Origin of the sequence: Sphingobium sp. MP9-4 (assembly GCF_005281675.1) — a bacterium.
Lineage (GTDB): Bacteria > Pseudomonadota > Alphaproteobacteria > Sphingomonadales > Sphingomonadaceae > Sphingobium > Sphingobium yanoikuyae.
Map to the genome: position 1 here is coordinate 1 of NZ_LUFI01000088.1, position 11,100 is coordinate 11,100.

The 11,100-nt window shown below is 64.3% G+C and carries 12 protein-coding genes and 1 pseudogene; 8 read left to right on the forward strand and 5 right to left on the reverse strand.

Annotated features, from left to right (window positions below; translation table 11 throughout):
- A pseudogene (locus tag A0U87_RS23910) lies at positions 1 to 185 on the reverse strand (hypothetical protein); the annotation flags it as partial.
- Between the two features lie 161 nt (positions 186 to 346).
- Positions 347 to 547, reverse strand: coding sequence for a DUF4169 family protein (locus tag A0U87_RS23915; RefSeq protein WP_037507656.1), 201 nt, complete (start codon positions 545 to 547; stop codon positions 347 to 349).
- Between the two features lie 85 nt (positions 548 to 632).
- Between A0U87_RS23915 and A0U87_RS23920 the strand changes: the two genes are divergently transcribed.
- Both A0U87_RS23920 and A0U87_RS26915 read left to right on the forward strand, forming a co-directional pair.
- A complete protein-coding gene (locus A0U87_RS23920) occupies positions 633 to 1,628 on the forward strand; it encodes a LacI family DNA-binding transcriptional regulator (protein ID WP_048939512.1) in 996 nt (331 codons plus the stop codon).
- A 179-nt stretch (positions 1,629 to 1,807) separates the two neighbouring features.
- Positions 1,808 to 2,119 (forward strand): hypothetical protein, encoded by a 312-nt coding sequence (locus tag A0U87_RS26915; RefSeq protein ID WP_240626794.1) that lies wholly within the window; start codon positions 1,808 to 1,810, stop codon positions 2,117 to 2,119.
- Between the two features lie 64 nt (positions 2,120 to 2,183).
- Here the strand turns inward: A0U87_RS26915 and A0U87_RS23930 are convergent, their stop codons facing one another.
- Positions 2,184 to 2,951: a hypothetical protein gene (locus tag A0U87_RS23930; protein WP_234415632.1), complete on the reverse strand. Its 768-nt coding sequence runs from the start codon at positions 2,949 to 2,951 to the stop codon at positions 2,184 to 2,186.
- A gap of 197 nt (positions 2,952 to 3,148) precedes the next feature.
- Here A0U87_RS23930 and A0U87_RS23935 point away from each other — a divergent pair, with 197 nt between their 5' ends.
- From A0U87_RS23935 to A0U87_RS26370, 5 genes are all read left to right on the forward strand, one after another.
- Positions 3,149 to 3,655, forward strand: a complete 507-nt coding sequence (locus tag A0U87_RS23935) for a sigma-70 family RNA polymerase sigma factor (protein ID WP_048939513.1) — start codon at positions 3,149 to 3,151, stop codon at positions 3,653 to 3,655.
- A gap of 26 nt (positions 3,656 to 3,681) precedes the next feature.
- Positions 3,682 to 4,584, forward strand: coding sequence for a FecR domain-containing protein (locus A0U87_RS23940; protein WP_234415633.1), 903 nt, complete (start codon positions 3,682 to 3,684; stop codon positions 4,582 to 4,584).
- An 83-nt stretch (positions 4,585 to 4,667) separates the two neighbouring features.
- Entirely contained in the window at positions 4,668 to 7,559 is a 2,892-nt protein-coding gene (locus A0U87_RS23945) for a TonB-dependent receptor (protein WP_137406075.1), read from the forward strand.
- 14 nt (positions 7,560 to 7,573) lie between these two features.
- The gene (locus A0U87_RS23950; protein ID WP_048939515.1) at positions 7,574 to 8,704 is read left to right on the forward strand and encodes an alkaline phosphatase; all 1,131 of its coding nucleotides are present in this window, start codon (positions 7,574 to 7,576) and stop codon (positions 8,702 to 8,704) included.
- A 173-nt stretch (positions 8,705 to 8,877) separates the two neighbouring features.
- Complete coding sequence (locus tag A0U87_RS26370) at positions 8,878 to 9,042, forward strand: hypothetical protein (RefSeq protein WP_170978467.1); 165 nt, start codon at positions 8,878 to 8,880, stop codon at positions 9,040 to 9,042.
- A gap of 89 nt (positions 9,043 to 9,131) precedes the next feature.
- On the opposite strand, the gene A0U87_RS23955 is transcribed toward A0U87_RS26370, so the two are convergent.
- On the reverse strand, positions 9,132 to 9,407 hold the full coding sequence (locus tag A0U87_RS23955; protein WP_137406076.1) for a hypothetical protein: 276 nt from the start codon (positions 9,405 to 9,407) through the stop codon (positions 9,132 to 9,134).
- Positions 9,408 to 9,443: 36 nt separating this feature from the next.
- Positions 9,444 to 10,001 carry a recombinase family protein gene (locus A0U87_RS23960; protein WP_137406077.1) on the reverse strand — a complete coding sequence of 186 codons (558 nt, stop codon included), beginning with the start codon at positions 9,999 to 10,001 and terminating at the stop codon, positions 9,444 to 9,446.
- Between the two features lie 227 nt (positions 10,002 to 10,228).
- Between A0U87_RS23960 and A0U87_RS23965 the strand changes: the two genes are divergently transcribed.
- The gene (locus A0U87_RS23965; RefSeq protein WP_137406078.1) at positions 10,229 to 10,513 is read left to right on the forward strand and encodes a hypothetical protein; all 285 of its coding nucleotides are present in this window, start codon (positions 10,229 to 10,231) and stop codon (positions 10,511 to 10,513) included.
- Positions 10,514 to 11,100: the final 587 nt, after the last annotated feature.

An 11,100-nucleotide genomic window follows, 5' to 3' on the forward strand; every position in this document is an offset into this window, starting at 1 on the left:
GCTGCGGGTGCGGGCTCAGCCGCCGGCGCCGCGGGGGCGATGTCGACCGGCGCGGTCGGCACCGCCATGGGCGCGGCCGGCGAGGGCGTCATCACCTCCTGCGCGAACAGGGGCGTTGCGGACAATGCCAGGACAGCGGCGATCGCGGCCGAGGCGGGACGGATGGATCGAATATTCTTGGTCATAGCGATAGATCAACCGCCGACCATCTCCATTGGCCTCAAACATATCGTCAAATGCGGGACGATCTGTTCGTCAATATCGATTAATTGAAAAATCAATCATCAACATGAACGGATGTTCATTTCGAACATGAACAACAGATTTATATCATGACTTCACAGCATCAGACATCGTCGCCGGACTCTTCCTTGCGCTCAAGACGCGCGCCATCCAGTAGAGCCGCCTTTCGACGTTCTTCTTGCTGGTCGGCAAGTTTCTGCGCCTTTGTCCGGCCGAACTTGGCGCGGTTGCTGTCTGCCGCCTGCGCCTTGTCGGCCCGATCCCTGGCCTTGCGCGCCAGACGAAAATTAATGACGTTGCTCATCTTCCATCCTTGGTCCTATGGGGAATAGTGCCACAGAGATCCGGGGCAGCACCAGTCGCCTTCGGCCCGGCCCTATAGGAAAATCATGCCCAGCATCCATGACGTCGCCGCCCTCGCCAAAGTCTCGATCAAGACGGTGTCCCGCGTTGTCAACAAGGCGCCGAACGTCAGCGACGAACTGCGCGAGCGGGTGAACGCGGCGATCGAGCAACTGGGCTATCGCCCCAACCAGTCGGCGCGGCGGCTGGCCGGTGGCCGCTCCTTCATGATCGCCTATCTCTACAGCAACCCCGCCCCCGCCTATACGGGCGGGATCCAGTCGGGCGCAGCCGCGCGCTGCCGGGACCTTGGCTATCATCTGGTGGTGGAGCCGATTTCCGACGGTGGCGAGGAGCGGATCGAAGTGCTGGACCGGCTGGTCGCGGCGCTGCGCCCGGACGGCGTGTTCCTGGTGCCGCCGCTGTCCGACGACGCGCTGCTGCTCGACCGGCTGGCGGAAATGAACCTGCCCTGCGCGCGGATCGCCGGCACGGCGGACGCATCGAAGGGTGGCATCAACATGCCGACGCCCGAACATGCCGCCGGACGGATGGTGGCCGATCATCTGGCGTCCTTGGGCCATAAGCGGATCGCGGTGATCACCCCGCCCCCGACCCACAAGGCGGCGCTGCAGCGCGTCGAGGGCTTCCGCGAGGGGATGGCGGCGGCCGGCCTGCCGATCGACGACAGCCTGTTCATGCAGGGCAGTTTCGATTTCGCGTCCGGCATCGCCTGCGCGGAAGCGCTGTTGCAGCGGGACGACCGGCCGACCGCGATCTTTGCGACCAACGACCCGATGGCGCTGGGCGTGCTGACGCTGGCGCATGACCTGGGCCTGCGCGTGCCCGAGGATCTGTCGGTGGCCGGGTTCGACGATACGCCCGCGAGCCGCACCAGCTGGCCGCCGCTGACCACCGTGCGCCAGCCGCTGGACCATATGGGCCGCGCCGCGATCGACGCGCTGATCAATGGTCCGGGCGAACCGCCGCGCTTCACCTTCTCGCTGGTCGCGCGCGGCAGCACGGGCGCAGCGACGCCGTAAGACGAAGGCAAGGCCCGGCATTGCCAGCGAAAAATCCGTCAGCCCGTCCCGGCGCAGGGAACCGAAAGCGGCGCGGGCCGTCATGCTCATTCGCGCCCCTATCGTTCATGCGCGCCCTGCCCCGTCGACCTGCCTGGAGCATCATCATGGCAAAATCATTCGGACCCGCGGCCATCGCCATGACGGCGATGCTGGCCCCTCTCATCGCCGCGCAGCCGACAAAGGCGGCGGCCGCGCCGCCCGAGATCGTCGACTTCCTGGTCCAGGATGTGTGCCTGAACGATAACGGGAACATCATCGTCGGTATGATCCCCACCGATGCGCGCTGCAAGAACCGGCGCGACCTGACGTCGGCGGACCGGATGCCCTATCACCTGACCAAGGTGGTGCCCCAGAACGCATTGGATTGCGGCGCCCGACGGACGATCCGCGACAATATCCTGTGGCAATATCGGGGCGATGCCCCGACGATTATCCTTCGAAAGTCCTGACGCTGTGGACCAGGGGCGATTTCACTTACAGTTCGGGCAAGCGACTGAACACCAAATTGCCCCCCTATTCGCAGGTCGATCCATCCGGCTTGACGCGCGGCAGATGGAGCGGACCTACTGGACCCGCGAGTTTGGCCAGGTGCGCTGGGAAGAGTGGAAGCGGGACGATTATACCCGGTCGCGCGACGGCAAGTCGGCATCGGAAATGGCGGAAAGCTTCTTCGACGACATAGCCGGGCGCGGGCTTCCGCATCCTGGCGAGGAATTTCGCGGTGTCCCCGGTCAGCCGGTCGATATGCCGGCGATCCACGCCCGGCGCGGGAACGATCTGCACCGGCGGTCCCATCAGGGCCGGCAGCGGCGCGGGAAAATGATGGGACGAAGGTTCGCCCTTCATGTCCCAGCCGCCATTGGTCGCAGCATCGAGCGCCGCCTCCAGCGCGGCTTTGCGCCCCTCATCACCGCGATTGAGGCTGATCGAACGGCGCAGAAACAGGGCGTATCGCTGATCGGCCGCAGCATTGGCGCGCGCCAGCAGCATGTCGGCCGCAATATCGCCATGTCCGCTTCGCTGCAACTGCCCGACCAGCGGAAAGAAAAGGGCATGGCCATCCGGCAAGGCCCCGATTTCCGTTCCCACGGCCGCGACCAGCGCTTTGTCGTTCAGCGCGCAGGCGGCTGTCAGCTTCATGCGCAACAGAGCAGTGTTGAGTTCTGCCGGCTCGACCGACGCCGCAAGCGCGTAGGCATCATGCCAGCGCAAATCCAGGCAGAGCGCGCGGCAGGTTGCGATGATCCGGCCAATTGCCGCCGCATTGTCCACCATATCCATCGACCGGTCTTGCCCCTGTAATCAGATCGAACCCCAGCACCCATTGGCACTTCGTCCTGCACATCCGCATATTGCCGCTTGCAGCGCTTCGGACAATCCCCCGTGTTCACGTCGGCAAGTCACAAGATCGCAGCGTCATCCAATTGAAATGCCTTGGTCATCAAACTGACCGCAGCGCCCGCTAAGCGGCCGGTCGCATGAGCGAGCATCCTTCTGAACAGGCGCTGCGGGCGCCGCGGCGGCTATGGACCGGCTGGGCCGGGCTGCTGGCGCAGGTCGAGCGGATGACGCGGCGTTCCGACAGCGAGGATCTGTTGCACGATGCCTATGTCCGCATGGCGGCCCGGCCCGAACGGCCCGACAATGAGGAAGCCTTTCTGGTCCGCGCGGCGGTCAACCGGGCGAAGGACAGCTATCGGCGGGAAAAGGTGCGCGGGCCAGCGGGTGGCGAGGATGCGCTGGCGCTGCTGCGCGACGGCGCGCCGTTGCAGGACGAGGCGCTGATGGCGCAGGCGCGGCTGCGGCGCGTGTCGGAAGGGATCGACAGGCTGCCGCCACGCACCCGCGAGGTGTTCCTGCTGCAGCGGATCGACAATCTCAAATATCGCGAGATTGCCGAACGGCTGGACATCAGCCAGAGCGCAGTCGAGAAGCATATGGCCAGGGCGATGAGCTTCCTTGGCGAATGGACGAAGGATTGGTGAGCCCCGACATGCCCGGTGAGCGCCCCATGGCCCGGACCGCCGCCGAGTGGATTGCAAGGCTGAATGCGGACGAACGGACGGTGGACGACGAGCAGGCCTTTCGCGCCTGGATCGCGGCTGACCCCGCACATGCGGCCGATTTCGAGCGGGCGACCGATATCTGGGCGCTGGTGCCCGGCACCGATGCGGCGGCGCGTCCTGCGCCGGCATCCGTACGCCCCCTTTCGCGCCGGCGGATGATGGCGGCCTGCGCCGGCACTTTGGTGGTGGGCGGCGGTGGCATGGCGATCATGCAGACGGCGATGGCGGGCACCCGCTATCGCACCGGCATCGGCGAACAGCGGCGGCTGACCCTTCCGGAAGGATCGGCGCTGTTCCTGGATGCCGATACCGATGTGCGGGTGCTGGCGAGCGCCAGCCGGCGGCGGTTGTGGCTGGAACGGGGGCGCGTCGCGCTGACGGTGAAGCCGTCCGCCGTGCCCTTTGCGATCGATGCCGGCCGGGGGCGTTTCGTCGCCGGCAGCGGCCGGTTCGATGTGCGGCGCGACAGCGATGACCGGCTGGCGATGACGGCGCTGGCGGGACAGGCCGATGTCGCGGTCGCCGGCGGGCAACGCAGCCTGTCGGCCGGGCAGCGCATCCGCACCGATGCCGCCGATGTCGTGCAGCTCGATCGGCCCGATGTCGAAACCACCCAGGCCTGGCTGAGCGGGCGGGCGGCCTTTCATGACGACCGGCTGGATGCGGTGGCGGCGGAGGCCAATCGCTACAGCCTGACCCGGCTGGTGATCGCCGATCCCGCCACCGCTGCGCTGCGGGTGAGCGGCATGTACCGGATGGGCGACAATGTCGCGCTGGGCCAGGCGCTGTCGCAATTGCTGTCCGTGCCCGTCCGCCAGGTGGACGACCGGGTGCTGCTGGGCGGCTGAAAAAAATCGCCGACGCCGGGGTGGGGTAAAATCCCGCTGGCGCGTCGGGGAGGCGCGGCGCCTTCTGCCGCTGTCCACGGGGGATGATCGTGACCGTTTCTTCTTCGCGCACTTTGCGCCGCTCTCTGGTGCTGGGCGCCGCTCTTGCCGCCTTCTGCGCGGTTCCGGCCCAGGCGCAGCCGCGCCAGGCGACCGTCCAGATCGCCGCGCAGCCGCTGGGGACCGCGCTGGAGGCGCTGGCCCGCCAGACCGGCACCGACATCTTGTTCGCGCCGCAACTGGTGGCCGGAATGACCGGCCCGTCGCTGAGCGGCCGGATGGACGCGATGGCGGCGGTCGAGCGGCTGATCCAGGGCAAGCCGCTGGCGGTGCGGCGGCAGGGCAATGGCGCGCTGCTGATCGTGGCGGCGGTGGCCGGTCCGCAGGAGACGGTGGCCAGCGGCGGCGTCGAAGTCGCGCCCGACATCATCGTCACCGGCTATGCCGCCAGCCTGTCCGGCGCGCTGGCCGAAAAGCGCAAGGCGACCAATGTCGTCGACGTGGTGAAGGCCGAGGATATCGGCAAATTCCCCGCCCAGAACATCGCCGAAGCGCTGCAGCGCGTGCCCGGCGTATCGATCGTGCGCGATCGCGGCGAAGGCGTGTTCGTCCGCATCCGCGGCCTGGGCGCCAATTTCCAGGTCGTGACGCTCAATGGCCGCTCGGCCGCGGTGAACGAGAATGTGCGCGACAGCGGCCAGAGCGGGCGCCAGTTCCGTTTCGACACGCTGCCGTCCGAACTCATGTCGGCGGTCGAAGTCATCAAGAGCCCGCGCGCGGACCTGGCCGAAGGCGGCATCGGCGGCATCGTCAACCTGCAGACCTTCCGCCCGATCGACCTCAAGAAGCCGGTGCTGGCGCTGTCCGCCACCGCCAGCTCGCCGCGCCTGGCCGATACCGTCGATCCGCGCCTGTCGGGCATGGCCAGCTGGGTCAATGAGGAAGGTACGTTCGGCGCGCTGATCGCGGCGGTCTATGACGAGCGCACCACGCGGCAGGACCGCGTTACCGGCGTCGGCTGGGCCGACGGACGGATCGATGCAGACGGCGACGGCACGCTGGACAGCGACACCATATTGGTGCCGACCAGCACGCGCCCGACGCTGGAGCGCGAGAATCGCGACCGCATCGGCCTCAATGGCGCGATCCAGTGGAAGCCCGACGACCGGTTCGAACTGAACGTCGATGGCCTGTGGAGCCGGCTCAACATCGATTATGACGAGCTGACCTATTCGACCGATTTTTCCGCGACCACGCCGGGCGCGATCGTGCCGGGCACGGCGGTGATCGAAAATGGCGTGCTGACTGCCGCGACCGTCAACACATCGACCCAGATCGGGCGCGAGACGTCGCGGCTGGAATATGAGAATTGGCTGATCGGCGCGAACGCCAAATGGTCCGCCAATGGCTGGACGCTGGCCGCCGATGCGAGCCTGGGCCGGGCCTATTCCAATACGCCTACGCCCATCTATCGCACCCGCCTGCTCGGCAGCGTCGGCCAGGTCGCGTTCGATTATGGCAAGGTGGGCGAACGGTTGCCGAACCTGGAGTTCCTGACCGCCGACCTGACGCAATCGACCACCTTGCCCGGCCGCCGGATCGAATATCGCGTCAATGACTCGCTCGATCGCCAGCGGGCCGCGACCTTCGACGTGACGCGCGAGCTGAGTGGTGTGGTGCAGGCGCTGCGCTTCGGCGCCAAATATGAAAAGCGCGACCGCACCTATAATCGCCGCGACATTAATTTCACCAGCGGCATCGCCGGCCAGCGCTTCGACGACAGCTATTTCGAGGCCTTCCCGGTCGATGATTTCCTGAGCGGCGTGGGCGGCAACCTGCCGACGAACTGGGTCATGCCCGATCCCGACCGCTTCTGGGACGCGGCGACCGGTAAGGAGGCGCTGCTGGACGCGCCACTGACCCGTGGCGACCGGCGCAACAGCTATGCCATCGATGAACGGATCATCGGCGGCTATGGCATGGCGGAGTTCAGCCTGCCGCTGGGCGGCATGACCATCCGGGGCGACGCGGGCCTGCGCTATGCCCATACCCGCCAGACATCGTCGGGCTATGCCGACAATGGCAGCGCGGCGCTGCCGGTCAGCTATGAGCGCAATTACGGGAATTTTCTCCCCTCGCTCAACCTGGTCGCGGAGTTCACGTCGAACCTGCAAATGCATCTGGCCGCGTCCAAGGTCATCACCCGGCCGTCGCTGGCCGACCTGGCGCCGCGGCTGACGATCAATTCCAACCCGACCGTGCTGACGGCGGTGGGCGGCAATCCCGAACTGCGACCATTCGAGGCCTGGCAATATGACGGCACGGTCGAATGGTATTTCGCGCCGGGCAGCGCGCTGATCGGGGGCGCCTTCTACAAGGACATCACGACCTTCGTCTTCCAGCAGACCCGCAATTTCGACCTGGATGGCCAGATCTATCGCCTGACCGCGCCGCAAAATGGCGGCAATGCCTATGTCGCGGGGATCGAGATCGCTTATCAGCAACTGTTCAAGATGCTGCCGGCGCCGTTCGATGGCCTGGGATTCCAGGCCAATTACACCCATACCAAGAGCAAGGGCACCTATGCCCTGTCCGACGGCACCACCTTCCGCGACGACCTGACCGACGTAGCGGGCGACAGCTTCAACCTGACCGCCTTCTATGAAAAGGGGCCGGTCGGCGCGCGGGCCAGCTATAGCTGGCGCGGCAAGGTGCTGCGCGACGTCGGCGGCGGGGGGCTGGCCGCCAATAACGACGCGGCGTTCGGCAGCCTGGACTTCGACATTTCCTACAAGGTCACGCCCAATGTCACATTCGTGGTGCAGGGCATCAACGTGGCCGGCGGCGTCCAGTGGCAATATGTCCGGGACGATCGCTTCGCGGGCTACACCGATTATGGCACCACGCTGATGGCCGGCGTGCGCGCCCGTTTCTGAACGGAAGGACGGCAATGACGATGCGATCGATCGGGATCATGCTGGCGGCGGGCGCAATGCTCGCCGCCGCTCCGGCGCAGGCCCGCAATGATGACGGCGCCGCGCCGCAGCGGGCGCGCAACATCATCCTGTTCCTGGGCGACGCCGGCGGCGTGCCGACGTTGAACGCTGCGGGCATCATGGCGCATGACCGGCCGCAGTCGCTGTTCATCCAGTCCATGCCCCATGTCGGCCTGTCCGACACCTCGGCTCTCGACAATTGGGTAACGGATTCGGCGGCGGGCATGAGCGCGATCATGACCGGGCACAAGACCAACAGCGGCATGATCTCCGCGCTGCCGGCGGCCGATGGGGCGATAACCCCGGTCAAGAGCTTCCTGGAATATGCCGAGCAGCGCGGCCTTTCCACCGGCGTCGTCACCAACATGCCGATCTGGGACGCGACGCCGGCCGCCTGCTTCGCCCATGTCGCCACGCGCAAGGACAAGGACCAGATTTTCCGCCAGATGCTGACGCCCCGCTTCGGCAATGGCGTCGACATCCTGATCGGCAAGGGCCAGGCCGATGCGGTCGCATCCTTCGCCAAGGATGGCACCACGCCCCAAGCGGCCTTTGCCAAGGCGGGCTATCGGTTCGGGGACGATCCGGCACTGGTGAAGGATAACGGCCGGGCGGCGGTGCTGCGCGATGCGGATTATGCACCGATACCGGCGGTCGAGGCGACGATCGGCCAGCTTGCCCGCAATCCCAAGGGCTATTTCCTGATGGTCGAATGGGACATGCACACCGACAAGCCGGAAAATGGCCTGAAGCATGTGATCGAGATGGACGAGATGATCCGCCGGGTGAGCGCGATCGCGGGCAAGGACACGCTGATCCTGTTCACCGCCGACCATAGTTTCGGCCTGCGCATGACCAGCGGCAAGCGGAACGCGCCGATGGCCCAGCAATATGCGACCGCCGCCGCCAAGCCGGGGGCAACGGTCGCGAGCAATGCGATCATCGGCGTCGAGGACAGTCACACCGGCGAGGAAGTGATCGCCGCCGCCGCCGGGCCGGGCGCCGATCAGGTCCACGGCTTCTTCGCCAACACCCGCCTGTTCGACGTGATGCTGAAGGCAATGGGCTGGACGAAGGAGGATTGAAGGCCGCAGCGGCACCCGGCCCGATCCTGCGGATCAAGCTGTGGTGCCGCTGATATGTCGGGGATGACGGACTGGAGCGGGTAGCGGGGGACTGACGGCTCAGTTTTCGTGAATCAGCGTCCTCGCCCATCATTCCCACTTCATCGTCACCGGCTTCGCCCACGATATCCGCGATGATCCCGGTGACGCTCTCTCCCTCATCATGGGCAGAAGCATGGGTGGCCGACGTTGCCTCCGGCTTCTTCGAGCGTTTGGTCATGATGCTGATCTCCATGATGTGCGGTGACGGTCGCCCAGAGCATGGGCGGTGGTGGTCGGTGGATGACGATGTGGCCTGACGATGTCGGGGCTACGATCGGGGAGATGATCCCGGCTCGATGCTGGTGGTGGCCGTCGATATGAAGTGGGGTCCCGAAGGACGCCGATTTCAGTGGCGGGTGACGCCTTCTGGAACTTCATTGTCATCGTCGATGAAGGTTTCCATGCCCTCAGTGGCGACCGTCTGGGTGAAGGCTTCGAAGGCAGCTTCATCTGTGTCGAACAGATCATCCCAGACTGTTGATGTCCCAGCGTCGTTGACCACTTCGAGCGCCCACTTCGGATCATGTTCGAGCCGATAGACGAGAACCCGGACGGTAATACCATCTCGGCTGACGGTGCGGGATAGCGGTGATTCGATGATGATGGGATCGGTATCGGCCATGGTCGGTTCCTGCGATGAAATCAGCGATATGATATGTCAGGCAGCCAGTGCCCGGTATACCGATGCGCGGCCGATTTTCATGGTTTTGGCGATTTGGGTTGCGCCCATACCGGTCGCATGAAGTTCCTTGACCTTCACGGGATCGATCGATGCCGGACGCCCCTTATAGACGTCACCACGGGCTTTGGCGTTTTCGATCCCACGACGTTGGCGGGCGCGAATGAAGTAACGCTCGACCGAACCCATAAGGCCGAACAGGGTCAACATTACTTCAGCCATCATATCGGTCCCGTCGAAGCGAATGGCCGGATCGTGGATACGCAAGATCGCTCCCTTTTCGATTACCCGGCGAGCGACCGCCAGCAGGTCAGAGGTGTCGCGTGCGATTCTGTCAGGATGGAGGCAAAGAAGTTCGTCCTCTCGATCCAGCAGCCGCAATGCCGCTTCCAGTTGATCGCGACCAGTCAGGCTGGCTCCGCTGCCAACATCGGCAAACACGACCACCGCGCCCAGTTCTTCCAACTTCATTTTCTGTGAGGTGATATCCTGCCCGATATCGGTGCTGATCCGCGCGTAACCCAGAACCTTACCCATAACGTCTCCGGTTGTATCATATGGGTCTAGATCATTGCCGCCGATCGTCTCGAAAGCCTGTCGCTAACCCTGTTGAGGCAGCCTGTGCGTCTCATGGTTTGATCCGCTTGAGGTTACCCATCTGAAGCAGATTCTCACTTCCTTCTGATCGGTTCAAGCACTTCATTTACTTCGATTTTTTGGGAAACAAGGTTCATGGTCCAGTGGGCCACGCTGGGAGCCCATCCATGGACCTTTATCACTTGCGAGTAGGCGATTATGTGATCCGGGACAGTGATCTGGACGGTCGCTGGATCGGTGAAGTGATGCATATCCGCGCGCGTGTTCATTACCGCAACGCTGACTTCCCGGCGCGGGACTGGATCGATATCGCGACCGCTACCCCCTATCCACATTGCCTGATGAACTGGCCCGGTCCTCCGTCGATCCACAAAGCCAGTGAGGACGAAATCGCGCAATATGGGCTGGCGGGTCGTCCTCGGATCACCACGCCCCGGTTTTTCAACGAGTGATGTCGTCGCCCTGCTATGCATTACCATGTCGGATAAAGTGTGCAGCCCGCGCCATCACATATCGATGGTCGACGAACCTGACTGGTATGGCCGAAGTGCCACATGACCACCGGGCGGGCCGCCCGCCGGGGACGCTACGCTTTCGGTCCGATTAGTGCCCCCGCCTCTATATATTATAAGGAAGGGGCACTATTTTTGCCGTATCGCGATCAGCGAGACGGTGACACTTCGGATGGCATTGCCGCCTCGGGATGGCCGTGATCATGATCGACGGGGACGCCAGTGCGGTGAAAAATATCTGATACACCAATGCATCTGATATTGATGTCTCGACACCCATGGTTGGGGACGTTGATGTTGTGACAACCATGGCACGGTGATCGATCGTCACAGGCGCAGAGCACGGAAATTCAAGGCTCCCCGCAATCATCATAGCAGACATCGTGCTTCCGCCATCATCAGTAGCGCTACGATCCGGCACGAAAGGCCCGTGCTGTTAAAGTAGCGGTTAAAGTTGTGCTACCAGATGAGAGGAAATGGCGGAAATCTGCGGGATTGAAGGTGTCAGGAAGACGGCTGCACGAGAA

Coding starts and splice junctions, on each gene's coding strand:
- A0U87_RS23915 (WP_037507656.1), bottom strand. CDS start 547: ATGAGCAACGTCATTAATTTTCGTCTGGCGCGCAAGGCCAGGGATCGG.
- A0U87_RS26370 (WP_170978467.1), top strand. CDS start 8,878: ATGATCCCGGTGACGCTCTCTCCCTCATCATGGGCAGAAGCATGGGTG.
- A0U87_RS23935 (WP_048939513.1), top strand. CDS start 3,149: ATGAGCGAGCATCCTTCTGAACAGGCGCTGCGGGCGCCGCGGCGGCTA.
- A0U87_RS23965 (WP_137406078.1), top strand. CDS start 10,229: ATGGACCTTTATCACTTGCGAGTAGGCGATTATGTGATCCGGGACAGT.
- A0U87_RS23940 (WP_234415633.1), top strand. CDS start 3,682: ATGGCCCGGACCGCCGCCGAGTGGATTGCAAGGCTGAATGCGGACGAA.
- A0U87_RS26915 (WP_240626794.1), top strand. CDS start 1,808: ATGACGGCGATGCTGGCCCCTCTCATCGCCGCGCAGCCGACAAAGGCG.
- A0U87_RS23930 (WP_234415632.1), bottom strand. CDS start 2,951: ATGGATATGGTGGACAATGCGGCGGCAATTGGCCGGATCATCGCAACC.
- A0U87_RS23920 (WP_048939512.1), top strand. CDS start 633: ATGCCCAGCATCCATGACGTCGCCGCCCTCGCCAAAGTCTCGATCAAG.
- A0U87_RS23960 (WP_137406077.1), bottom strand. CDS start 10,001: ATGGGTAAGGTTCTGGGTTACGCGCGGATCAGCACCGATATCGGGCAG.
- A0U87_RS23955 (WP_137406076.1), bottom strand. CDS start 9,407: ATGGCCGATACCGATCCCATCATCATCGAATCACCGCTATCCCGCACC.
- A0U87_RS23950 (WP_048939515.1), top strand. CDS start 7,574: ATGACGATGCGATCGATCGGGATCATGCTGGCGGCGGGCGCAATGCTC.
- A0U87_RS23945 (WP_137406075.1), top strand. CDS start 4,668: ATGATCGTGACCGTTTCTTCTTCGCGCACTTTGCGCCGCTCTCTGGTG.